Genomic DNA, 21,454 nt, shown 5'->3' on the forward strand with positions numbered 1-21,454 from the left:
TCCGCCGGACGGGGGCGGGTCAGGGCAGCAGCAGCCCCCAGGACAGGGCCCAGGGCAGGAACACCGCCCCGGCCAGCAGCAGGGCGCCCAGCCGGGCCCGGTCGGCCGCGGAGGCGGCGGCCAGGGCGGCCCGCTCGCGCCGGGCGCCGACCGCGGCGACGGCGGCCGCCCCGAGCGCGAACAGCGCGAGCAGCTGGACGGCCAGCCAGACCACCGGGCGGCCGAACAGGACCGGGCCGGGGAACATCGCGGCGGTGACCGTCAGGAAGAGCAGGTAGCCGAGTCCGCCCAGGACGGCGGCCGTCCCGGCGAGGGCGGCCCAGCGGGCGGCCCGGGGCAGGGCGGCGGGGCGCGGCCGGCGGCGCAGGCGGCGGACGGCGCCGGTCAGCGCGTAGCCCGCGAAGCCGGTCAGGCAGAGCAGGGTGGCGACGGCCTCGAACCAGGTGGACTCGTACCAGGGGAGCGGGTCGAGTGCGCGGCTGCGGGCGTCCTGGGGCGGGGCCGGGTCGGCGGAGGCCTCGGGGAGGCCGGTGGCGAGCCGTTGGATCCAGGCGGACTCGGCGTCGGCGTAGTCCGCCGGGAGCCGGTCGGGCCGGTCGTAGCCGTCGTCCCGGGTCAGGTGCAGGTTGTGCCGGACGCCGGGGACGGTGCGCAGCGTGTAGTGGGTGTTGCCGCCGCGGTCGAGGGCCTGGCGGATGATCGTCGCGCTCTCCTCGGGGGCGGCCTCGCGGTCGAGCGTGCCCCACTCGGCCAGGACCGGCTGCCGGACCCGCTCCCACACCGGCACCGGGTCGTAGTCGGCTTCCGGGAACAGCCCGGCGGCCGTGAGCTGCCGGACGGAGGTGTCCGAGAGCGCGGTGAGCAGCGAGCCGGAGACGCCGGCGTGGCGCAGGTAGCCCCGGTACGCCCAGGCCTGCTGGCGGGCCGGGGTGAGGCCGACCGCGCCGACGGTGACCAGGTACGTCACCTCGGCGGAGCGGGTGGCGGCGAGCGAGGCCGCCCAGGCGCCCTCGGACAGGCCCCACAGGCCGACCCGGTCCGGCGCGACGTCGGGCCGGGTGCGCAGCAGCCGGACGGCGGCCAGGGCGTCGTCGGCCAGCTGCCCGTAGTCCCGGTGGGTCATCGAGTAGCCGTCGGTGCGCTTGTCGAAGATCAGCGTGGTGACGCCGTGCCGGGCGTACGACTCGGCGGCGGCCCGCAGCTCGGCCATCGGGCCCGGGCCGGCCCCGGGGATCATGACGAGTCCGGGGCCGCGGGTGCCGGCCGACGCGGCGGGTGCGGCCAGCACCAGGCCGTGCAGGGTGGTGCCGCCGGCGCCGGTGAAGTCGACCGGGCTGGGCACCGGATCGCCCGGAGCGGGCGAGGCGCTCGCGGCTGTGACGCTCGCAAGCGTGGCGTTCACGGGCGCGGCGCTCGCCGGCCCGGCGGTGGGGAGCAGCCCCAGCAGGGCCGCCAGCAGGGCGGTGACCAGCGGCAGCGCCGGTCCGGTGCGGGATGGTCGGACGGTTCCGGTGCTCAACGCTGGTCTCCCCCGGTCGTTCTCCACTTGTGGGTCCCAGCCTGGCGGGCAGTGGAGGCCCGGAGCGATGGTGGCCGCACCCGGACCGGGGGTGGGGATGTCCCCCGGAGGCGGCCTCGGTGCCCGGGGAACGGAGGCCTCAGCCGACCTCGTCGGGCCCGGTGAAGTCGGGCGGCGTGTACCCGGGACCGGTGAAGTCGGGCGGGGTGAAGGCGGCCGGTCGGGTGTTGCGGCCCTCGGGGCCGGTCAGTCCGTCGGGACCGGGGCTGGTGAACGCGGGTGAGGTGTAGCCGGGGCTGCTGAAGTCCGGGCTGCTGAAGTCGGGGCCGCCGTGGTCGGGCCGGGCCGCCGGGCCCGGCACCGGTGGCAGCGTGTCGAGCAGGTACGGGACGAGTCCGCGCTCGCGCAGCGCGGTGCGCCACTCGCCGTGGGCGTCGGCGAGTTCGGCGGCGAGCTCCGGGTCGGTGCCGGCCGGGGTGGTCGCGGCGCCGTCGCGCAGGGCGGTGAGCAGCAGCCCGATGATGCCGATGGCCATCGCGGCGACCCCGGTGGCGAGCGCCACCCAGCCGGCCGTGACCAGGGATCGGGCGAGCGCGAGGTCCGGGTTGGTGGCGCGCAGCAGGTAGCCGATCAGCAGGAGGAACAGGGCGGCGGTCCAGGCCAGGATCGGGGTGAGCACGGTGAGGACGGGGAACAGCCCGGCGCCGCCGTTGGCGGAGCGCAGCTGGGTGAGCAGCCCGGGGGCGGCGGGTTCGCTGCCGGTCGGCGGGGGCGGGGGCGCGCTGTGCAGGCTCTCGCGCAGCCGGGTGTAGTGCGCGTACTCGGTGGCGGCCGCGGCGTTGACGCGGTCGGCGTCGCGCAGCGCGCGGATGCGCAGCTGGTCGGTGGTGAGCGCGCCGGGAGCGCGCAGGGCGGTGAGGACGGTGCGGTCGCGCAGGGCTTCCGTGAGGAGGCGCTCGTACTCCGGGCGGTCCTCGGCGAGCAGTGGCGGGGGGTTGGACATGGGGACCCCGTTCGTGCGGACCCCGATCGCTGCGCCCCGGGGGCGCGCGGCCCTCAGGACGCCGAAACGGGCGCGGAGGCGGGCCGCCGGATGGGCGGCCGGGTGTGGTGTGCCTCATGGTAGGGGCGGGCGCGCCCGGGCTGACAGTCGGTTTCCGGAACTTCGCGCCCCCGGACGCGCGCGTGCGACGGCGCGGGCGCCGGGAACAACCGTTCGATGTCGATGGTCGGTTGACGATCGATGGGCGACCGGCAGGTGATCGGCCGACGGTCGATGGACCGTCAGTTGATGGGCAGTCGGGCGATCAGCAGCCGCCCCTCCATGGTGACGCCGCCGTCCATCGCCACCGCGAGCTCGTCCGCGTACACGTACGGCCCCGGGATGTGCGGCGGCTGGCCGTCGTCGTTGTGCACCGCGCCGGTGAGGTAGGGGATCGGGCTGTGCCCGTGCACGATCCGGCTGCCGCCGTAGGTGTCCAGCAGTTCGTGGACGGCGGTCGGCCCGGCGTCGCCGCGGAACGCGAACCGCTTGGTGAAGCGGCGGAAGCAGTCCCACCACTCGTCCACGCCGCCGTCGGCGAGCAGGCCGTGCACCGCGTCGTTGACGTCGGGGATGGACTCGCCGTACTCCAGGTACGCGGTGGTGTCGGAGTGCAGCAGCAGGTGGCCGTCCTCCAGCGCGATGGCGGGCAGCCGGGAGAGCCAGCTGATGTGGTGCGCCTCCAGCCGGTCCAGGTCGTTCTGCTGGCCGCCGTTGAGCCGCCAGGCGGCGAGGAAGGAGGCGGTGCCGGCGGTGGACTGGACGGGCTCGTCGCCGTACTTGGCGGCACCGAGGAAGAGCAGTTCGTGGTTGCCCATCAGGGCGCGGCAGTAGCCGCCGGCCGCGGCGGCCTCGGCGGCCAGCTGCATGACCAGGTCGATGACGCCGATGCCGTCGGGGCCGCGGTCGGTGAAGTCGCCGAGGAACCAGATCCGGGCGCGGCCGGCGGACCAGTGGCCGTCGGCGTCGATCAGGCCCTGGTGGCGCAGCTCGGCGCGCAGCTCCTCCAGGTAGCCATGCACGTCGCCGACGACGTAGACCGGGCCGGGCGGCTCGCCGGGGCCGGGGGCCGGGTACGGGTAGGTCGGTGCGGCGGGGTCGGGCAGCGGCGGGCCGAGCTCGATGGTCGGCGGGTCGTCGCGGCCGGCGATCTGGAGCGCCGGGGAGGGCTGGTCGGGCAGGGTGGGCTCGTAGCCGCCCTGCTCCTGGCCGTCGTAGCCCGGGCGCTCCTCGTAGCCCGTACCGTTCTCGTACCCGGCGCCGTTCTCGTACCCGGCGCCGTCCTCGTACCCGGCGCCGTCCTCGTACCCGGCACTGTCCTCGTAGCCGCCCTGTCCCTGGTGCGGGAAGGCCGGGGCGTGGTCCATGCCGATCCCCTGGGCGTGCACGGTGTGGCCCTGGCTGTCGGCGTGCCAGTGCTGCTCCAGGTAGCGGGCTCCGCCGTAGCCGCTGTAGGTCTCCCCCTCGTAGGTCTCCCCGTCGTAGGACGCGGCGGGGTAGCCGGGGGCGGGATCGGGTTCGTAATAGGTGCCGTACGGCAGCACGTCGAGGTCCGGCTGGTGGCGGGGGCCCGAGTGGGGGTGCTCGGGCCCGGGGAAGCGGTCCTCGGGTGTCATTCGCCCATCATAGGAAGACCACTCTCCCGGCGTCGTCACCTGGTGGGTATCCAATCCTCCGGAGCGTCAGCCGGGCGGTCCGCGGGGTCCGTTTTGTCCCGGCTCGGTACGGTCTCGTCAGCACTGCCCGAGCGCTCGTCGCGCCGCCTCGGCACGCGGCCCCTCGGCCCGTACCCGGTGCGGTGGCTCGGTGGTCTAAACCTCGCCCGGAGGGCGGGGCGGGCTGATGGTGGTGCGCGGGCTCCGGCGCTGGGAGGACGCGCGGACGATCAGTTCGGTCGGCATCAGGGTGCCCGGCGGCGGCCCGGTGCCGGCGGTGCGGAACCGCGGCGGGAAGAGCCGGGCGATGTCGACGCCCGTCCCGGAGTCCACGCCCTCGATCGCGTCGATGAGCAGGTTGACCACCGTGGTGCCGATCTTGCGCGGCTTGAGCGAGAGCGTGGTGATCGGCGGCTCGGTGGCCGCGTAGACGTCGCTCTCGCTGCAGCAGACCAGCAGCAGGTCGTCCGGCACCCGCAGGCCGTACCGGCGGGCGGCGGCCAGCAGGTCGGTGCCGTTGGGGTCGAACAGTCCGTAGACGGCGTCCGGCCGGTCGGGGCGGGCGAGCAGCCGGTCGGCGGCGACGGCGCCGGCGGCCGGGTCGTGCGCCGGGTAGGTCTCGTACACCGGCTCCTGTCCGACCTTGGCGCACCAGCCGAGGTAGGCCTCGGTGGAGAGCCTGGTGTAGGTGTCGGTGCTGGTGCCGGTGAGCAGGCCGATCCGGCGGGCGCCGGCCTCGGATAGGTGGTCGAGGATGCCGAGCACGGCGGCCTCGTGGTCGTTGTCGACCCAGGCGGTGACCGGGCAGTTGCCGGGCTTGCCGTCGCTGACCACCGGGACGCCGGACCGGTACAGCTCGCTCACCAGGGGGTCCTGGTCGGGCGGGTCGATCACCACGGTGCCGTCCAGGGCGATGTTGCCCCAGACGTCGTGGCGGGAGGAGGCGGGCAGCACCACCAGCGCGTAGCCGCGGCCCAGGGCGGCGCTGGTCGCGGCCCGGGCCATCTCGGCGAAGTACGCGAACTCGGTGAAAGTGAACGGCTCTTCGCCGTAGGTCGTGACGGTCAGCCCGATCAGGCCGGACCGTCCGGTGCGCAGGGTGCGGGCGGCCGCGGAGGGGCGGTAGCCGAGGCGCTCGGCGACCTCGCGCACCCGGCTGCGGGTCTCGTCGGGCAGGCGGCCCTTTCCGTTCAGCGCATCGGAGACCGTGGTGATCGACACTCCGGCGGCTGCTGCCACATCCCGGATGCCGGCCCGCTCCAGACGCCGCGAGGTGGTGGGACGCCGACCGCTCTGGTTGGCTGCTGCTGTCATGGCGGACCGATCGTATGGCTCCTGACAAGGGTCTGTGACCGGCGCATCGGGAGCCTGTGGAGATACGTTTCTCCACGAGTGAGCCGGGGTGCGCCCCTTCGATACCCGCCTGAAACCAGGCCTCTTACCTCTGACATGTGCCAAAGGAACCGGGCAGAATGGCTGATCTGCGCCTGTAACCCGGCCGGGCATCTCACTCCTACGGGTGAGGGCGGCTCGGTATCGTGCAAGGCACCCGACCGGGGTGGTCCGGGCGCGTCACGAGGTTCCGGGCACGGAGGCGAACCCGTCCGTGGCGGGCGAGCGCACCGGAGAGTTCCGCAACTGGAAACGGAGTACGACCGTGAGCAGTGGTACGTCAGCGCAGGGCCCGCGGCTGCGGCCGACCCTCGACGGCATCCCCACGTACAAGCCCGGCAAGCCGGCCGGCGCCGACGCCTACAAGCTGTCCTCGAACGAGAACCCCTACGAGCCGCTGCCCGGTGTGCTGGAGACGGCGATCAAGGCGGCCGGCTCGTTCAACCGCTACCCCGACATGGGGGTCACCGAGCTGACCTCGGCGCTGGCCGAGCGCTTCGGGGTGCCCGCCGAGCACATCGCCACCGGCACCGGCTCGGTCGGCATCGCCCAGTCGCTGGTGCTCGTCACGGCCGGCCCGGGCGACGAGGTGATCTTCGCCTGGCGCTCCTTCGAGGCGTACCCGATCGTCGCCACGGTCGCCGGGGCCACGCCCGTCCCGGTGCCGCTCAAGGCCAACGGTGACCACGACCTGGACGCGATGCTCGCCGCGGTCACCCCGAACACCCGGCTGATCTTCGTCTGCAACCCCAACAACCCCACCGGCAACGTGATCCACCGCGCCGAGCTGGAGCGCTTCCTGGACGCCGTCCCGGGCGACGTCCTGGTCGTGGTGGACGAGGCCTACATCGAGTTCATCCGCGACCCCGAGGTGCCCAACGGCATCGACCTCTACCGGGACCGCCCGAACGTCTGCGTGCTGCGCACCTTCTCCAAGGCGTACGGCCTGGCGGGCCTGCGGGTCGGCTTCGCCATCGCGCACGAGCCGGTGGCGGCCGCGCTGCGCAAGGTCGCCACCCCGTTCGGCGTGAGCCGGCTCGCCCAGGACGCCGCCGTCGCCTCGCTGCGCGCCGAGGAGGCGCTGCTGGTACGGGTGGAGGCGCTGGTCGGGGAGCGCACCCGGGTGGTGGCCGGGCTGCGCGCCCAGGGCTGGGAGATCCCGGACTCGCAGGCCAACTTCGTCTGGCTCTGGCTCGGCGACCGCTCGCAGGAGTTCGCCGCCGCGTGCGCCGAGGCCGGCGTGGTCGTGCGGCCGTTCCCGGAGGGCGTGCGGGTGTCGATCGGCGAGGCCGAGGGCAACTCGATCTTCCTGTCGGTGGCGGAGGCCTTCCGCAAGTCGCTCTGACGTCCTGCTGGTGATCGCAGGGGCGCGCCGGTCCTCCGGCGCGCCCCTGCGGCGTTTCTCCGGCGCCCCTGCGGCGTTCCGCGCGGCTCGTCGAGCGTCCTCCCGGATGACTGTGGATCGCTGGGAGTCCGCTGGGAGTTCGGCCAACGGCGAGCCACGGAGCGGCCAAGGCGCAGACGAAGGACGGGGCATATGTCCGGAATGCCAGGATCCGGCCGGTCAGTCTTCTCCCAGCAGGTGCCCAGGGGTCCGCAAGAGCTCACCGGGAAGCTGTCCGGCATGAAGGTGCTCCCACGGCGGCGAGGCGCCGTCCTCGTCAACTCCGCGCTCGGCGTGGCCCTGCTGGGCGGCGCGGCCCTGGTGTACGCCACGGTCAGCGGCAGCTCCGGCCCGGCTTCCGCCAAGCCCGCAGCCCGTACCGCGACGGTGTCCAAGGGCACCGTCCTGGCCACCGTGTCCGGAACCGGCACCCTGGTCTCACCGACCGACGCCGCCCAGGACTTCACCACCGGCGGCCGGCTCACCGGGGTCAAGGTCGCGGTCGGGGACGCCGTGAAGAAGGGCCAGGTGCTCGCCACCGTCGACACCACGGCGGCCCAGCAGCAGGTGGACGCGGCCCAGGCGGCCCTCACCACGGCCCAGGCCAACCTCACCAAGGCCCAGGCCGGCGTCACCACCACGACCACCGAGCCCCTGCCGGGCGCCACCTCCGCCGCCACTGCCGGCAGCGGTGGCGGCGGCCGCGGGGCGGGCGGGAGCAGTACGCCCGCCCCGCAGACCACCACGATCACCACCACCAAGGTCGACGACGCGGCCGTGGCCCAGGCCCAGCAGCAGGTCAGCACCGCGCAGACCAATCTCGCCAACGCCCAGGCGGCGCTGGCCGGGACCACCCTGACCGCCTCGGTGGACGGCACGGTCGCCTCGATCGCCGGCAAGGTCGGCGACACCGTCGGCGCCACCGCGAGCGGCTCGTCCGCCTCCTCCGGCAAGTCGACCGGTGGCGGTGCGAGTTCGACGACCGCCCCGAGCGGCTTCATCGTGCTCACCAACCCGACCGGGATGCAGGTCACCGCGAACTTCTCCGAGCTCGACTCGCTCAAGCTGAAGAAGGGCGAGGCGGCCACCGTCACCCTGAACGCGCAGTCCGACACCAAGCTCAACGCGACCGTCCTGTCGGTCAGTTCGCTGCCCAGCAGCAGCGGCTCCGGCGGCGCGGCCGGCTCCTCCGCCGTCCAGTACGCGGCCACGCTCCAGCTCAGCGGCGACACCAGCACGCTGCGCACCGGCCTCAGCGCCACCGTCCAGGTCATCACCGGCGAGGCCGACAACGCGTTGTCGCTGCCCACCTCCGCCCTGTCCGGCACCGGCACGTCGCGCACCGCGACCCTGGTGCAGCCGGACGGCGCCTCCGAGCGGGTCACCGTCGGGGTCGGGGTCGAGGGCGACAGCACGGTGCAGGTGGTCTCCGGGCTGAAGGAGGGCGACAAGGTCGAACTCCCCACCACCAGCGGCGGCAACGGCTTCCCGAACGCCTCCTTCCCGGGCCTCGGCGGCAACCGGGGCGCCGGGGGCGGCGGGGTCTTCCCGGGTGGCAGCGGCGGCAACGGCGGGGCCGGCGGCGGTGGCGGGGCCGGCCGCGGCGGCAGGGGCTGAGACCGGTCATGCGTCACGTCATCGACAACCGCGTCCCGGCGCACCCCGTCCCGGTGATCCGGATCCGCCGGCTCACCAAGGCGTACGGGCACGGCGACGCCACCGTGCACGCCCTGCGCGGCCCGTCCGACCCGCAGAGCGGCGAGCCGCAGGGCGTCAGCCTGGACATCGAGCAGGGCGACTACGTCGCCGTGATGGGCAGCTCCGGCTCCGGCAAGTCCACCCTGATGAACATCCTCGGCTGCCTGGACGTCCCGACCTCCGGCCGGTACCTGCTGGACGGCACCGACGTCGGACACTTGGACGAGCAGCAGCTCGCGCTGGTGCGCAACCGCAAGATCGGCTTCGTCTTCCAGTCCTTCAACCTGGTGCCCCGCACCACCGCCCTCGCCCAGGTCGAGCTGCCGCTCGCCTACGCGGGCGTCCGGACCGCCGAACGCCGCCGCCGGGCGATGGCCGCGCTCTCCCTGGTCGGGCTCGCCGAGCGGGCCGGCCACAAGCCCAACGAGCTCTCCGGCGGCCAGCAGCAGCGCGTCGCGGTGGCGCGGGCGCTGGTGACGGCGCCCGCGATGCTGCTCGCCGACGAACCGACCGGCAACCTCGACAGCCGCTCGACGCAGGAGGTGCTGGCCCTGATCGACGGGCTCAACGCCACCGGCCGCACGGTCGTGCTGATCACCCACGAGGACGAGGTCGCGCAGCACGCCAAGCGGGTGCTGCGGCTGGTGGACGGGCAGATCGTGAGCGACCTCCGGCAGGCGCCGGTGGAGGGTCCGCCGCCCTTCCTGGGCGTCGGCGTCGCGGAGGTGCCGGCGTGATCCTCTGGCAGACGCTCCGCTTCGCGGTCGGCGGCCTGGCCGCCAACAAGGTGCGCTCGGCGCTCACCATGCTCGGGGTGCTGATCGGCGTGGCCTCGGTGATCCTGCTGCTGGCGGTCGGCAACGGCTCGTCGGTCGCGGTGAAGGACTCGATCACCTCGCTCGGCACCAACTCGCTGACGGTCAGCTCCGGTTCGGCGAACGGTGGCTCCCGCGCCACCTCCTCGGTCAAGAAGCTCACGGTCGCCGACGCCAAGGCGCTGGCGAGCGACGGCGACTCGGCCGCGATCAGGTCGGTCGCCCCGGTGGTCACCACCAGCGGGACGGCGCTGTACGGGAACATCTCGTACAGCCCGGGCTCCATCGTCGGCACCTACCCGTCGTACTTCGAGACCGCCAACCAGAAGGTCGCGCGCGGCGAGTACTTCACCGACGACGACGTGCTCGCCTCGCGCAAGGTCGCGGTGCTCGGCGCGACGACGGCCAAGCAGCTGTTCGACACCGAGAACCCGGTCGGCAAGTCGGTCGTCCTCGGCGGCACGCCGTTCACGGTCGTCGGCGTGCTCCAGGCCAAGGGCGGCAGCGGCTTCACCGACCCGGACGACGTGGTGATCGCCCCGCTGCCGACGGTGCAGAACGCCTTCACCGGCTTCGGCTCGGTCAACCAGATCCTGGTCCAGGCCTCGTCCGCGGACAGCACCACGGCGGCCCAGTCCGAGATCACCCGCGTCCTGCTCGGCACGCACGCGATCGCCGACCCGGCCAAGGCGGACTTCCGGATCACCAGCCAGGCCTCGCTGCTCACGGCGAGGGAGAGCACCACCAAGACCTTCACCGTGCTGCTCGGCGCGGTGGCGGCGATCTCGCTGCTGGTCGGCGGGATCGGGATCACCAACATCATGCTGGTGACGGTCACCGAGCGAACGCGTGAGATCGGCATCCGCAAGGCGCTCGGCGCGCCGCGCGCGGTGATCCTCGGGCAGTTCCTCACCGAGTCGACGCTGCTGTCGGTGATCGGCGCGGGGCTGGGCGTGGCGGCCGGGATCGCCGGCTCGCACTTCAGCATCGTCGGCATCAAGCCGGTGGTGATCCCCGAGTCGGTGTTCGGCGCGTTCGCCATCGCCGTCGCCATCGGGCTGTTCTTCGGCAGCTACCCCGCCAACCGGGCCGCCTCGCTGCGGCCGATCGACGCCCTCCGGCACGAGTAGGACTCGACTCCATGAGCAAAGAGATCGCCACGGTCGCCAGTACCCCGGCCGAGCAGGTCGCCCTGCTCGCCACCCCGCCGGACGCCCGTGACGTGAGCGCCGAACTGGCCGCGCCGCCACGGCGGAAGCTGCCCTGGCTCAGCCTGGTGCTGGCGGGCGGCGTGATCGCCACCGGCGCGTTCGCGGGCGGGGTCTGGTTCCAGCAGAACCACGGGTCCTCGGGCAGTGGGAAGTCCTCCACCGCCCGGCCGACCGCCGCTGCCGCGGGCGGCGGCTACGGGCAGCAGAACGGCTCCCGCCGCGGGGGCCAGGGGCAGGGAGGGCAGGGAGGTTTCGCGCGGGGCACGGTCAAGGCCGTCGACGGCAACACCGTCTACCTGACCGACACCAACGGCAACACCATCAAGGTCACCACCGGCGACGCGACGAAGGTCCAGCTCAACAAGGAGGGCAAGGTCGCCGACCTCCAGCCCGGCCAGAGCGTGACCGTCGTCGGCACCCCCGACGCCAACGGTGGCTACACCGCAAGCCAGCTGGTCGAAGGCACCGCTGGGGCGGGAGGGTTCGGCGGCGGTGGTTTCGGTGGCGGTGGCGGTGGCGCGCCCAGGAACCCGTCCGGCGGCTGACCCGGATCCGCCGGACGACCGCGAGGCCCTCGCCCCTTCCCCGGGCGAGGGCCTTCGCATGTGCTCAGCGCGGTCCGACGAGCCTCACCGCTGCCACGCCGCGTCCCGGTCCAGATCCCGGAGCAGGTGGAGCAGGTTGAGGAGGGTGCTGACGGGCGCATTGCCGAAGTCGACCAGGAGACGCCCGTCGAGGATGGTCTCGCCGGCCGAGGCGGAGCCCCAGAGGAGCCCGTGCGGGAGGCCGCGCCGGTGCAGCTCCCCGAGGAGGACGGTGATGTGCGGGGCGGTGAAGTCCCGCATCCGGGGGTCGTCCGGTGCGACCGGTTCGCGGGTCACGCGGTGGAGTCCAGCTAGTACCAGACCGTTTTGCCGCGCTTCTGGGGGTCGACGCCCCAGCGGTGGGTGAGGCCGTTGACGAGCTGGAGGCCCCGGCCGCTCTCGGCGAGGAGGTTGAGGGCCTTCTCGTGGGGGAGGGCATCGCTCTCGTCCGCGACGCAGACCCGGAGGGTGCGGTCGAGGAGGGAGAAGTAGACGACGGGCGAGGCGGTGTGGGCGTGCCGCCAGGCGTTGACGATCAGCTCACCGAGCGCGAGTTCGGCGTTGAGGATGGTCTCGGAGTCCCAGACGGCACGGGTCAGGGCGTCCCGCAGGGCCTGCCGGGTGAGGGTGATCGAGGGGGTGTTGAGGGTGCACACGGGAACCTCCGCGAGGCTGTGGTGTGGGAGAGGGGAGCCGTGAGCCAGGCCGGGAACGGTTGCTCTTCGGCAGGAGGGCAGCAGGCGCCTACTGTCCGGAACCAGACGTGTCTGACGATCCGTCGGATCGTTATGGGGATGACCATAGCGTGCGTCGCCACAGATTTGTGGCGATCTGCGGGAAGTTCCCCCGAACGTGGCTGGCAGACTGATCCCATGGCCCTTCGATCGAACCCGACCCTCCGTCAGTTGCGGTTGGGTGCCGAACTGCGCAGGATGCGGGAGCAGGCCGGTCTCGGCGGCAGCCAACTCGCCCGAGCGCTGGGCATCAACCCCGCCCACGTGACCCAGATGGAGAGCGGCAAGACCGGTATCAGCGTCGAACGCCTGCGGACGATCGCCGCGCTGTGCATGTGCGTCAACGAGCCCCTGATCGATGCGCTGGCGGACATCATCACGGACCGCGACAAGGGTGGCTGGTGGGAGGAGTACCGCGGAAACCTCTCGCAGGACTTCCTTGAGGTCGCTGAGATCGAAGCTCATGCACGAGGGCTCTCGGTCTACACGATGGCCTTCATCCATGGTCTGCTTCAGACCAACGCCTATGCCTCGGCTGTCTTTGCTCGCTCCTATCCGCCTCTTCCGGGACACGAGGTCGATCTGAGAGCAGCCTTTCGCTTGCGGCGTCAGCACATCATCCGCTCCGAATCGACTCCGTTCACCGCGTACATCCATGAAGCGGCGCTACGCATGCAGTTCGGCGGAGCCAAGGTCCAAGCCGAGCAACTCGACGCCCTTGTCGAGGCCTCGGAGAGGCCCAACATCTCCATCCGAATCGTGTTGTTCGACGTCGACATGATCCCGCTGCCCAACGAGAACTTCACGTACCTTGCGGGGCCGGTTCAGGAGCTCGACACGGTTCAGTCGGACTCAGGCGTCGGAAACCTTCTCTTTGATGCCCCGGCCCACACAGCCAGGTTCCGGTCACTGCTCGCCCGGATCGGTTCGGCGGCTCTCTCAGAAGAGGAGTCTCGCGAGTTTATTCGCTCCATCAAGAAGGACATGGAAAGTAAATATGCGTAACTCCACCTGGCGGAAGTCCAGTTTCTCGGGCTCGAACGCCGACTGTGTCGAGGTGCGGGCCATCGATGGAGTAATCGAACTCCGGGAGTCCGACGAGGGCGAGGTCATCGTTCGTACCGCCGCCCCCAAGTTCGCCGCGTTCCTCCGAGGCGCGAAGTCGGGCGAGTTCGACCACCTGATCGGTGTCGAGGCCTAACGAAGTGCGGCGTACGACCCGGACCCCGAGTCGTACGCCGCTCCGTCTCTCCCCCGCGCCTACGGCTGGATCACGAAGTACACCACCATGCCTGCGGTCAGGCACAGGAACAGCTGCACCAGCAGCCCCGCCGGGATCGGTATCTCGTCCGTCTCGCCCGCCTCGTCGGCCGCGAGTTGCCGGCGCGCCAGCTTTCCGAGGTGCCCGACCGTTCCCAGCGCCATCGACAGCATCCCCAGGGAGTACATGGACAGCGCACCGGCCGTGTTCATCCCGTTCATGTGGGAGCGGCCGACCAGGAAGAGCGCTCCGGCTAGCGGTGCCAGGGACACCATGATCCGGTAATTCCGCGTCGGCTGCGGCGGTATCGCCAGCGCCCAGAACAGCACCGTCGTCAGCGCGACGATGCACCACCAGGTGGTCACGCTCAAGCCCAGTGGAGTCATTCCCCCACCCCCCAGGTCACGGACGTTCGCTCACGTCCACTCCCGGTCACACTAGCCACGCCGGCTCCGCCCCCGCGCCGACAGACCCCTGCAAGATCCCGGCTGGTCCCTTGCAGGGTCCCGGCAAGAGTGCTCAGTCGAGGCAGAACTCGTTGCCCTCGACGTCGAACATCCCGAGGCACGACTCGTTCTTGTCGTCGGCGACCAGCAACTGCCCGCGCGTCGCGCCGAGCGGGATCAGCCGGGCACACTCGGCTTCGAGCGCCGCCAAGCGCTCCGCACCCACCAGCCCGGTGCCCACCCGTACGTCGAGGTGCAGCCGGTTCTTGACGACCTTGCCCTCGGGGACGCGCTGGAAGTACATCCGCGGACCCACACCCGTGGGGTCACTGGCGGCGAACCACGAACCCCGCTCCTCGGGCGGCAGGGTGAGGTTGTAGTCGTCCCACGTGTCGAACCCCTCCGGCGGGGCCGGCGGGACGTACCCCAGGGCCTCACACCAGAAGCGGCCGACGCGCTCGGGTTCCGCGCAGTCGAAGGTGACCTGGAAATGCTTGACCGATGCCATCGGGCCACCATAGCCATGACAAGAGGAACGCGCCGCTCAATTTCTGGTGCGGATCCGCAGGTTGACGGGGGTGGGTCCAGCCACACCCCGTCGTGGGGCTCGGCCCATACCCGGCGGCGCGCCCGCTCCGTAGCGTCGTTCCCACAACGACGCGGAGGGGAAAGAACCATGGCGACCACGACCGACCGGGACACCTTCACCACGGTGAAGAAGTGCATCGTGCTCTTCGGCGCCGCCGGCGCCGTCGTCCTCGGCACGGTCGCCGTGATGGCGGCCACCGGCCACACGACGACCCCGTTCATGTGGATCCGCGGCGTGATCTTCCTCGCCATCGCCCCGTTCCTCCACCGGCTGGCCACCCGTGCCGCCGGCGGCTCCGCCAAGGCCTTCGACCGGGTCCGCACCCTCTCCACCGTCATGCCGGTCGCCATCATCGGCGTGGATCTCGTCCCCGGCCTCTGCCCGGCCTGGTACGCCGTCCTCCAGGGCCTCTCCGCCCTCGCCCTGGTTGCTGTCGCCGTCCTCACCCGCACGTCCGCCCTGGCTGCCGCCTTCCCCAAGCAGTAGCGCTGCGCCGGAAGTCGGCCGGTCCGACGTCCGGCGCAGCGGCGGCAGTTCGTGCCGGTGGCCCCTTGCGTCTCGCAAGGGGCCACCGGTCAATGCACATGACGCCGTGCGTCTGCTCAGCCGCCTTCGACCCCGTCTCCTGCGATGTCCACCACGTACCACCCGGCACCGAAGTCGTGGGACCCCTGGCCGGTGGTGTCGCCCGGCGCCTTGTCCTCCACGAAGTAGTAGAGCGGGTGGCCGTTGTAGACGACCTGGGACGTGCCGTCCTTGCGGGCGGTGGTGGAGAGCTTCGCCTGGTCGACGCCCTTCCCGGCCGTGGGGGTGCCGGTGGTCAGAAGGGGCGGCCAGGCGGTGGCGCAGGCGTCGTAGCACACCGAGGTGGGCGAGGTGTCCGCCTCGAACAGGTAGAGGGTCTTGCCCTGGGAGTCGACCAGGACGTTCTGGTACTTGCCGACGGTGGCCGCCGCGACCGTGGCGCCGGCGCCGGTGGATCCGGCGGCAGGGCTGGTGTTCCCCGTCGACGTCGGTGTGGCGGCCGGACTGCCGGGGGAGGTCGCTGCCGTTGCCGGGCTTTCCGTGGTCGTCGTGCTCTTGCTGTTGGAGCAGCCGCCGCACACCACAGTGATCAGGGCGGCGGCGGCCATGGCGGTCACCGTGCGGGAGTTTCTCATGGGCTTCTCTCCGGCCGGGGTGGGAATCGGTGCCACAACTTCAGCCTGAAGGGGCCCGCCGCTTCACCAGGCACGCCAGCGGGTGGGCAAGGCGGGCCGGCCGTTAACCCTGATGGCCGACAGCAACACGTCGTCCTGGTGGTGTCGCCCCGGGCCGTAGCCGAGCGCCGGAAGTCGGCCGGTCCGACTTCCGGCGCACCGGAGGCAGTTCGTGCCGGCGGCCCCTTGCGAGGAGCAAGGGGCCGCCGGTTCACGGAGGTGGTGCCCACGGGTCGGTCGAGCGACGTGACCAGGTGCGTTTCAGAAGTGGTCGGGCCCCGACCAGCTGTACCAGCCGTCACCGACCTGCGTGTAGCGGGAGGGGTGCTGCGTCGGACCGCCCGCCGGGAAGTAGGCGTAGCCGTGGGCGGCGAAGACGCCGGACCCGGCGACTGCGAACCTCACGCCGCCGTCGACCAGTTCGGCGTCCCGGACCGGGTAGCCGCCGATCCAGGTCGGGGCGTGGTCCGTCGCCCCCGTGGCAAGGGCCTGCTCGGCGAAGGAGGTGAGCGCGGGCCGGGAGATCGAGAACCGGGTGTCGCGGGGGATGTCCTGGCTGATCAGCAGGGCCGCAGCGCCGACCAGCAACGGGGGCGCCATCCAGCGCCAGGAGCCGCGCCGCCGCCCCGTTCCGGTCTCCTCGGCCGACTCCTTTCTGGCGAGCACCGCCTGCCAGGCGAGCCAGGCGAACGGCAGGAGCACGAGCGTGATCAGGCCGATCCCGAGCATGCCGTAGTCCGCACCGGGCACGCTGAAGCCCAGCACGACGGCGCCCGCCGCCAGCGAGCAGCCCAGCAGCACGCTGTTGCCCGGTCGGTGGAGCCGGCGCACGCGGCGCCGTACGGCGGGTGACGCGGCCAGCCCCGGCAGGACCAGCGCGAGCACCACCAGGGCCGGTGCTCCGACCGGCACGAACAGCGCGGCCGGCACCGCCAGGAGCATTCCGGCCACGGCCGTCCCCACCACCACGGCCCCGTGCACGAAACCTTCCGGCGACGCGGCGACGACGGCCAGCAACACGGCCAGGACCAGCGGCCCCCGGTACCCGCGCACGGACAGACGGTGGAACGGGACGGCCCTTAAGGCGGCCGAGAACGAGGAGTTCGTGATCATGCCGCCCATCCCTACCAGACCACCTGATCACGGCCAAGGCCCAGGGATCGTCCGTCATTGATCTGTGGCGTACCGCCCGGACCCCGGGCGGTACGCCGCTTCGACCTTTCCTGCGCCTACGGCTGGATCACGAAGTGCACCGCCATGCCCGCGGTCAAAGGCGCAAGGGGCCGCCGGTCAAAGTCGTAGGCGTTGTTCCGTGTGGCGGCGCACATGCCGCGACCACTCGCCATCCGATGCCTGTCACATCGCATCGCCCAGAGCTACCCGTTCGGATGAACATGGCGCACAACGCCACTGGTTCGTCGGCGATCGCTGCTATCACTTTCCATGCGCTCGGGCCCGAGCCGGGAAAGCACCTCATGGCTGTGCACGAATTGCATGGCCTACAGCGAGAACGGAATCCGCCTCATGGCAATCGCACTCCGCAGGACGCTCGCCGTCGCCACGTTGGCCCTGACGGCCTCCGTCCTGCCGACCGGCGGGGCAGGGGCCGCCGACACCACCCACCGCGCCCCGCGCACCCCCGGGCTCTACTGCCTCGCCAACGCCTGGGGCACCCCGAACGTCTCCACGAAGCCGTGCGACGCCAATGATTCCGGCCAGCACTGGACCCTCTCGGGCGAGCAGATCTCCCTCACCAAAGCGCGGAGCTACTGTCTCGCCAACACCTGGAAGACCCCGGACGTCTCCACGAAGGCGTGCAACCCCAATGACGAGGGACAGTACTGGACCGTCTCGGGCCAGCAGATCTCCCTCACCTTCGCTCCGGCCTACTGCCTCGCCAACTCCTGGGGCACCCCGAACGTCTCCACGAAGCCGTGTGACGCCAAGGACCCCGGCCAGCACTGGGTGATCTTCAACGAGCAGATCAGCCTGGCGCTCGCCTGATGCCCCACCGCTGTATCCGGGGCAGGTCGGCTGAGGCGGCGGACGAGGTCCTGGGCACGCTGACCCTCCCCGACCAGCAGTTCCCGATCGTCACCCCGTAACAGCCGACCTTGTGCGGATTGGTCCCGGCGGCTCCCCGCGAGGAGCCGCCGGCCACGGATGACCGGCGTGTACGCGCTCCGCGCTGAAGCACGTCGCCCCGCCGAGCTGGTGCTCGGCGGGGCGACGTACTGCGAGGCAGGCGCGGTCAGTGCTGGGGGTCGGGCTGGGTGGTGGCCGTCGGGCCGGTGGTCTTCGTCGGGCCGGCGGGGGTCGTCGGGGCGGTGGTGTTCGCCGGGCCGGCGGGGGTCGTCGGGGCGGTGGTGTTCGCCGGGCCGGCGGGGGTCGACGGGGCGGTGGTGTTCGCCGGGCCGGCGGGGGTTGTCGAGCCGGTGGGGGTCCCGGTGCTGTTCGGGTCGGCCTTGGACGGCGCCGCGTCGGGGATGTCGGCCATCGGCAGGGACTGCTTGGGCGTGCCGCGCAGGGCCTGGTTCATGGCGTCCCGCCAGATCGGTCCGGGGCCGTCGGCGCCGAACACCTCGGCGCGGTACTTCCCGTTGATGGTGATGTCGCGCATCTCGACGCCGCCCTTGGGGCCGCCGAGCCAGACGGCGGTGGCGAGTTGCGGGGTGTAGCCGTTGAACCAGGCGGCCCTCTTGTGGTCCGAGGTGCCGGTCTTGCCGGCGATCTGCCGGTTGTCCTCCAGGCTGAGCGCCGCGCCGGTGCCGTTGTTCTCCGTCACGCCGTTCAGGACGGTGTTCAGCGCCCGTGCCGTCTTCTCGGAGAACACCTGCTCGCAGTGGCCGGCCGGGACGGGGACGTCCTTGCCCTCCACGGTGGTGATCCTGGTGATGGCGATCGGGGCGCAGTGGGTGCCCTGGGCGGCGAAGGTCGCGTAGACGTTGGCCATGGTCAGCGGGCTCATCTCCTCGACGCCCAGGGCCATCGCGGGGACCTCCTCCAGGGGCTTGCCGCTGGCCTTGGTGGTGATGCCGAGCTTGTTGGCCATCTGCTTGACCGCGCAGAGGCCGATCTCCTGCTCCATCTGGATGAAGTAGGTGTTGACCGAGAGGGCCATCGCCATCTTCAGCTGGTACGGGCCCTTCTCGTTCGCGGATTCGTTGGGCACCACCGTCTTGGGGCGGGCCTCGTTCCTCCAGGTCCCCTCGCAGGTCTTCATCGTCGGGTACTCGAGCTTGTTCGGGGACGAGTACTCCTGGGTCGCCGGCACGCCGGCCTCCAGTGCCGCGGCCGCGACGACCGGCTTGAACGTGGAGCCGGGCTGGAAGCCGTTGCCGCCGCCCATCGCCGCGTCGACGTTGAGGTTGACGACGGTCTGGTTCTTGTCCTCCAGCAGGCCGTAGGGGCGGGTCTGGGCCATGGCGAGGATCTTGCCGGTGCCGGGCTCGACCATGGAGACGGCGGCGGAGACGGAGTCGGTGACGCGCACGTTGTTGCTCACCGCGTTCTGGGCGGCGGCCTGCTTGTCCGGGTCCAGCGTGGTGTAGATGTTCAGGCCGCCCTGGTTCCAGAACTTCTTGCGCTCGGCGGAGTCCTGACCGAAGGCCGGGTCCTGCTTGACCACGTGGCGGACGTAGTCGCAGAAGAAGCCCATCCCGGCCTGGGCGGTGATGCAGCCGTTCTGCGGGGCCTTGAAGTTCAGGCCCAGCGGGGCGGCCTTCGCCTCCTGCGCCTGTTCGGCGGTGATGTGCTTGTTCTCCAGCATCTTGCCGATCACCACGTCGCGGCGGTTCTGCGCGGCCTGCGGGTGCAGCTTCGGGTCGTAGGACGACGGGTTCTGCACCAGCCCGGCGAGCAGCGCCGCCTCGGCGACGGTCAGGTCCTTGTTGCTCTTGCCGAAGTAGCGCTGGGAGGCGGCCTCCACGCCGTAGGCGCCGTTCCCGTAGTACGTGATGTTGAGGTAGTTGGTGAGGATCTGCTCCTTCGGCAGCTCCTCCTCCAGCTTGATGGCGACCTTGAGCTCCTGGATCTTGCGGCCCAGGGTCTTGCGCTGGGCCTCCAGGACGGCGTCCCGGTCGTCGCCGGCCTTCTCCACGTTGACGTTCTTCACGTACTGCTGGGTCAGCGTCGAGGCGCCCTGGGAGGTGGTCCCGCTCTCCGCGTTCTTGCTGAGCGCACGGAGGACGCCCTTGAGGTCCACGGCGCCGTGCTCGTAGAAGCGGGCGTCCTCGATGTCGACCTGGGCCTGCCGCATGAACGGTGACATCTGGTCGGCGGTGATGACGGTGCGGTCGCGCTCGTAGACCTTGGCGATCAGGCCGCCCTTGGCGTCGAAGATCTGGGTGGCCTGGGTGAGCGGCGGGGTCTTGAAGTCGGAGGGAACGTCCTCGAACCCCTCCGCGGTGCCCTTGGCCGTCAGCCCGATGCCGCCGGCGACGGGCAGGGCGAGCCCTGCCAGCAGCACGCCGGACACGACGCTCACCCCCAGGAAGGTCGCACCGAGGCGGGCCAGCCGGAGCGGCGCGGTGCGGGACGGCTGGGGGTCCGCGTCGTCGGAGGAACTCCGTATCGGGGGGAGATTCGATTCCATTCCGGAATGCTAACCCTCGAAAGTCGCCGCTCGAACGATTTTTCACGCGCGGCTGTCACGGCTGTGCAACAGGCTTCGGGTCCGGCTCCGACGATATGAATCGTGTACGGACTGAATGAATGCGACGGACTTCGGTGGTCTGCACCGGATTCGGCCCGCCCCGCGTGTGACGTCCCTCCCCTCCCGTAGCCCTGCCATCACTTGGATGCGGTGAGCGGGCCGAAAGGTTGCGCGCGTCCGGTCAGGCGGCACCGCCGGTCTCGGGGGCGGTCTCCAGGACCGCCTCGACATCGACCGTGACGTCGACCAGGTCGCCGACCACCACACCGCCCCGGTCCACCGCGTCGTTCCAGCTCACGCCGAAGTCCTGACGGTTGATCCGGGTGCCGGCGGTGAATCCGGCGCGCCGCCTGGGGCCGAGGTCGCGCCCGTCCTCCCACCACGGGGTGTCCCACTGCCCGAGGTAGCTCACGTCGAAGGTGACCGGGCGCGTCACGCCGCGGATGGTGAGCTGCCCCGTGACCTCGAAGCCGCTCGCGCTCACCTGGTGGACCCGTGACCCGACGAAGGTCCAGGTCGGGTGGTGCTCGACGTCGAAGAAGTCGGCGCTGCGCAGGTGCGCGTCCCGCTGGGGCGCGCCGGTGTACACCTGGGTTGCGTCGATGGTCGCCTCGACCCGGGCCTGCTCCGGAGCGTCCGGGTCCACCTCCAGGAAGCCGTGCACGTTCTTCAGCTGGCCGCGCACGTAGGTGACCATCATGTGTCTGGCGCGGAACTCCGCACCGGTGTGGCTGGGCTCGAAGAACCATTTCGTGGTGGCCATGGCGACTCCGTGAGGTGGTGGCCGGTGGTGCCCGAGACCCCCTCCAGCCAGCGTAGGCCGAAGTCGGCACGCGGTCGTCCGCACGGCACTGCCGCCCGCTCCCAGCGCGAGCACCGGTACGAGCGCCTCGTCGCCCAGGCCCGGGAGAAGGGCATGGACACCGGGCCGCTCTCCGGGTACCTCGACTGCTTCCGCTACGGCACCCCGCCGCACGGCGGGCTCGGTCCGGGGCTCGGCCGGCTGCTCATGCTCGCCCTGGGCCTGCCGTCGATCCGTGAGGCCACGTTCCTCTTCCGGGGCCCGCACCGCCTCGAACCGTAGGAACCGCGGAGGGGGACGGACGGCCGAAGAGACGGAACGGGCCGCGTCCGAGGAGGTCTTCTCCTCGGACGCGGCCCGTTCCGTCGTGTCCGTCGGCCGTGTTCCGTCAGCTGCGGCGGAGGGCTTCGGTGAGTCGGTTGGCGGCTTCGATGATGGCCTGGGCGTGGAGGCGGCCGGGGTGGCGGGT

Annotated in this window: 22 protein-coding genes and 1 pseudogene; 10 read left to right on the forward strand and 13 right to left on the reverse strand. The window is 71.8% G+C overall.

Translation table 11 applies throughout. The features are described from left to right. Nucleotides 1–19 precede the first annotated feature (19 nt). The 4 genes from ACIRRH_RS27635 to ACIRRH_RS27650 form a co-directional block, all read right to left on the reverse strand. On the reverse strand, nucleotides 20–1,519 hold the full coding sequence (locus ACIRRH_RS27635) for an alpha/beta hydrolase family protein (protein WP_403072676.1): 1,500 nt from the start codon (nucleotides 1,517–1,519) through the stop codon (nucleotides 20–22). Nucleotides 1,520–1,658: 139 nt separating this feature from the next. Next, nucleotides 1,659–2,522 carry a hypothetical protein gene (locus ACIRRH_RS27640; protein WP_403072679.1) on the reverse strand — a complete coding sequence of 288 codons (864 nt, stop codon included), beginning with the start codon at nucleotides 2,520–2,522 and terminating at the stop codon, nucleotides 1,659–1,661. A 281-nt stretch (nucleotides 2,523–2,803) separates the two neighbouring features. Beyond that, nucleotides 2,804–4,177 carry a metallophosphoesterase gene (locus tag ACIRRH_RS27645; protein ID WP_403072682.1) on the reverse strand — a complete coding sequence of 458 codons (1,374 nt, stop codon included), beginning with the start codon at nucleotides 4,175–4,177 and terminating at the stop codon, nucleotides 2,804–2,806. 195 nt (nucleotides 4,178–4,372) lie between these two features. Continuing rightward, complete coding sequence (locus ACIRRH_RS27650; RefSeq protein WP_403072685.1) at nucleotides 4,373–5,530, reverse strand: LacI family DNA-binding transcriptional regulator; 1,158 nt, start codon at nucleotides 5,528–5,530, stop codon at nucleotides 4,373–4,375. Between the two features lie 343 nt (nucleotides 5,531–5,873). Here ACIRRH_RS27650 and hisC point away from each other — a divergent pair, with 343 nt between their 5' ends. The 5 genes from hisC to ACIRRH_RS27675 all read left to right on the forward strand — a co-directional run bounded on the left by hisC (nucleotide 5,874) and on the right by ACIRRH_RS27675 (nucleotide 11,261). Continuing rightward, on the forward strand, nucleotides 5,874–6,953 hold the full coding sequence (gene hisC, locus ACIRRH_RS27655; RefSeq protein WP_403072688.1) for a histidinol-phosphate transaminase: 1,080 nt from the start codon (nucleotides 5,874–5,876) through the stop codon (nucleotides 6,951–6,953). A gap of 279 nt (nucleotides 6,954–7,232) precedes the next feature. After that, nucleotides 7,233–8,609 (forward strand): efflux RND transporter periplasmic adaptor subunit, encoded by a 1,377-nt coding sequence (locus ACIRRH_RS27660; protein WP_403072691.1) that lies wholly within the window; start codon nucleotides 7,233–7,235, stop codon nucleotides 8,607–8,609. An 8-nt stretch (nucleotides 8,610–8,617) separates the two neighbouring features. After that, nucleotides 8,618–9,427: an ABC transporter ATP-binding protein gene (locus ACIRRH_RS27665; RefSeq protein WP_403072693.1), complete on the forward strand. Its 810-nt coding sequence runs from the start codon at nucleotides 8,618–8,620 to the stop codon at nucleotides 9,425–9,427. Next, nucleotides 9,424–10,635, forward strand: a complete 1,212-nt coding sequence (locus ACIRRH_RS27670; RefSeq protein WP_403072696.1) for an ABC transporter permease — start codon at nucleotides 9,424–9,426, stop codon at nucleotides 10,633–10,635. The genes ACIRRH_RS27665 and ACIRRH_RS27670 overlap by 4 nt, the downstream gene beginning before the upstream one ends. A gap of 11 nt (nucleotides 10,636–10,646) precedes the next feature. Next, complete coding sequence (locus tag ACIRRH_RS27675) at nucleotides 10,647–11,261, forward strand: DUF5666 domain-containing protein (RefSeq protein ID WP_403072698.1); 615 nt, start codon at nucleotides 10,647–10,649, stop codon at nucleotides 11,259–11,261. Between the two features lie 84 nt (nucleotides 11,262–11,345). On the opposite strand, the gene ACIRRH_RS27680 is transcribed toward ACIRRH_RS27675, so the two are convergent. Further along, entirely contained in the window at nucleotides 11,346–11,597 is a 252-nt protein-coding gene (locus ACIRRH_RS27680; RefSeq protein ID WP_363386915.1) for a hypothetical protein, read from the reverse strand. Nucleotides 11,598–11,611: 14 nt separating this feature from the next. Further along, nucleotides 11,612–11,956, reverse strand: a complete 345-nt coding sequence (locus tag ACIRRH_RS27685; protein ID WP_403072700.1) for an ATP-binding protein — start codon at nucleotides 11,954–11,956, stop codon at nucleotides 11,612–11,614. A 216-nt stretch (nucleotides 11,957–12,172) separates the two neighbouring features. Between ACIRRH_RS27685 and ACIRRH_RS27690 the strand changes: the two genes are divergently transcribed. Continuing rightward, nucleotides 12,173–13,039, forward strand: coding sequence for a helix-turn-helix domain-containing protein (locus ACIRRH_RS27690; RefSeq protein WP_403072703.1), 867 nt, complete (start codon nucleotides 12,173–12,175; stop codon nucleotides 13,037–13,039). Beyond that, nucleotides 13,032–13,235: a DUF397 domain-containing protein gene (locus ACIRRH_RS27695; protein ID WP_403072706.1), complete on the forward strand. Its 204-nt coding sequence runs from the start codon at nucleotides 13,032–13,034 to the stop codon at nucleotides 13,233–13,235. The genes ACIRRH_RS27690 and ACIRRH_RS27695 overlap by 8 nt, the downstream gene beginning before the upstream one ends. 59 nt (nucleotides 13,236–13,294) lie before the next feature. Here ACIRRH_RS27695 and ACIRRH_RS27700 read toward each other — a convergent pair whose 3' ends face one another. Both ACIRRH_RS27700 and ACIRRH_RS27705 read right to left on the reverse strand, forming a co-directional pair. Continuing rightward, nucleotides 13,295–13,666 carry a hypothetical protein gene (locus ACIRRH_RS27700; protein ID WP_403072708.1) on the reverse strand — a complete coding sequence of 124 codons (372 nt, stop codon included), beginning with the start codon at nucleotides 13,664–13,666 and terminating at the stop codon, nucleotides 13,295–13,297. A gap of 148 nt (nucleotides 13,667–13,814) precedes the next feature. Further along, a complete protein-coding gene (locus tag ACIRRH_RS27705) occupies nucleotides 13,815–14,249 on the reverse strand; it encodes a VOC family protein (protein ID WP_403072711.1) in 435 nt (144 codons plus the stop codon). 168 nt (nucleotides 14,250–14,417) lie between these two features. On the opposite strand from ACIRRH_RS27705, the gene ACIRRH_RS27710 reads away from it, so the two are divergent. Continuing rightward, nucleotides 14,418–14,816, forward strand: coding sequence for a hypothetical protein (locus tag ACIRRH_RS27710; protein ID WP_403072714.1), 399 nt, complete (start codon nucleotides 14,418–14,420; stop codon nucleotides 14,814–14,816). Nucleotides 14,817–14,932: 116 nt separating this feature from the next. On the opposite strand, the gene ACIRRH_RS27715 is transcribed toward ACIRRH_RS27710, so the two are convergent. Then, on the reverse strand, nucleotides 14,933–15,490 hold the full coding sequence (locus ACIRRH_RS27715) for a hypothetical protein (protein ID WP_403072717.1): 558 nt from the start codon (nucleotides 15,488–15,490) through the stop codon (nucleotides 14,933–14,935). 300 nt (nucleotides 15,491–15,790) lie between these two features. After that, nucleotides 15,791–16,642: a hypothetical protein gene (locus tag ACIRRH_RS27720; protein ID WP_403072720.1), complete on the reverse strand. Its 852-nt coding sequence runs from the start codon at nucleotides 16,640–16,642 to the stop codon at nucleotides 15,791–15,793. A gap of 411 nt (nucleotides 16,643–17,053) precedes the next feature. Between ACIRRH_RS27720 and ACIRRH_RS27725 the strand changes: the two genes are divergently transcribed. After that, nucleotides 17,054–17,533 (forward strand): ricin-type beta-trefoil lectin domain protein, encoded by a 480-nt coding sequence (locus tag ACIRRH_RS27725; RefSeq protein ID WP_403072723.1) that lies wholly within the window; start codon nucleotides 17,054–17,056, stop codon nucleotides 17,531–17,533. Between the two features lie 247 nt (nucleotides 17,534–17,780). On the opposite strand, the gene ACIRRH_RS27730 is transcribed toward ACIRRH_RS27725, so the two are convergent. Both ACIRRH_RS27730 and ACIRRH_RS27735 read right to left on the reverse strand, forming a co-directional pair. Continuing rightward, complete coding sequence (locus ACIRRH_RS27730) at nucleotides 17,781–20,123, reverse strand: transglycosylase domain-containing protein (protein ID WP_403072726.1); 2,343 nt, start codon at nucleotides 20,121–20,123, stop codon at nucleotides 17,781–17,783. Between the two features lie 241 nt (nucleotides 20,124–20,364). Beyond that, nucleotides 20,365–20,946 (reverse strand): YceI family protein, encoded by a 582-nt coding sequence (locus tag ACIRRH_RS27735; protein ID WP_403072728.1) that lies wholly within the window; start codon nucleotides 20,944–20,946, stop codon nucleotides 20,365–20,367. Between the two features lie 27 nt (nucleotides 20,947–20,973). Between ACIRRH_RS27735 and ACIRRH_RS27740 the strand changes: the two genes are divergently transcribed. Beyond that, nucleotides 20,974–21,267 carry an amino acid--tRNA ligase-related protein gene (locus ACIRRH_RS27740; RefSeq protein ID WP_403072731.1) on the forward strand — a complete coding sequence of 98 codons (294 nt, stop codon included), beginning with the start codon at nucleotides 20,974–20,976 and terminating at the stop codon, nucleotides 21,265–21,267. 106 nt (nucleotides 21,268–21,373) lie between these two features. Here ACIRRH_RS27740 and ACIRRH_RS27745 read toward each other — a convergent pair. Then, a pseudogene (locus tag ACIRRH_RS27745) lies at nucleotides 21,374–21,454 on the reverse strand (IclR family transcriptional regulator); the annotation flags it as partial.

It is taken from the genome of Kitasatospora sp. NPDC101235 (assembly GCF_044767505.1).
In the GTDB taxonomy this organism is placed as follows: Bacteria; Actinomycetota; Actinomycetes; order Streptomycetales; family Streptomycetaceae; genus Kitasatospora.

Bases quoted from the DNA above. Each gene is read 5' to 3' on its own strand.
- ACIRRH_RS27640 (WP_403072679.1), bottom strand. From the start codon at position 2,522: ATGTCCAACCCCCCGCCACTGCTCGCCGAGGACCGCCCGGAGTACGAG.
- ACIRRH_RS27645 (WP_403072682.1), bottom strand. From the start codon at position 4,177: ATGACACCCGAGGACCGCTTCCCCGGGCCCGAGCACCCCCACTCGGGC.
- ACIRRH_RS27650 (WP_403072685.1), bottom strand. From the start codon at position 5,530: ATGACAGCAGCAGCCAACCAGAGCGGTCGGCGTCCCACCACCTCGCGG.
- ACIRRH_RS27660 (WP_403072691.1), top strand. From the start codon at position 7,233: ATGAAGGTGCTCCCACGGCGGCGAGGCGCCGTCCTCGTCAACTCCGCG.
- ACIRRH_RS27665 (WP_403072693.1), top strand. From the start codon at position 8,618: ATGCGTCACGTCATCGACAACCGCGTCCCGGCGCACCCCGTCCCGGTG.
- ACIRRH_RS27675 (WP_403072698.1), top strand. From the start codon at position 10,647: ATGAGCAAAGAGATCGCCACGGTCGCCAGTACCCCGGCCGAGCAGGTC.
- ACIRRH_RS27690 (WP_403072703.1), top strand. From the start codon at position 12,173: ATGGCCCTTCGATCGAACCCGACCCTCCGTCAGTTGCGGTTGGGTGCC.
- ACIRRH_RS27695 (WP_403072706.1), top strand. From the start codon at position 13,032: ATGCGTAACTCCACCTGGCGGAAGTCCAGTTTCTCGGGCTCGAACGCC.
- ACIRRH_RS27705 (WP_403072711.1), bottom strand. From the start codon at position 14,249: ATGGCATCGGTCAAGCATTTCCAGGTCACCTTCGACTGCGCGGAACCC.
- ACIRRH_RS27710 (WP_403072714.1), top strand. From the start codon at position 14,418: ATGGCGACCACGACCGACCGGGACACCTTCACCACGGTGAAGAAGTGC.
- ACIRRH_RS27715 (WP_403072717.1), bottom strand. From the start codon at position 15,490: ATGAGAAACTCCCGCACGGTGACCGCCATGGCCGCCGCCGCCCTGATC.
- ACIRRH_RS27720 (WP_403072720.1), bottom strand. From the start codon at position 16,642: ATGATCACGAACTCCTCGTTCTCGGCCGCCTTAAGGGCCGTCCCGTTC.
- ACIRRH_RS27725 (WP_403072723.1), top strand. From the start codon at position 17,054: ATGGCAATCGCACTCCGCAGGACGCTCGCCGTCGCCACGTTGGCCCTG.
- ACIRRH_RS27730 (WP_403072726.1), bottom strand. From the start codon at position 20,123: ATGGAATCGAATCTCCCCCCGATACGGAGTTCCTCCGACGACGCGGAC.
- ACIRRH_RS27735 (WP_403072728.1), bottom strand. From the start codon at position 20,946: ATGGCCACCACGAAATGGTTCTTCGAGCCCAGCCACACCGGTGCGGAG.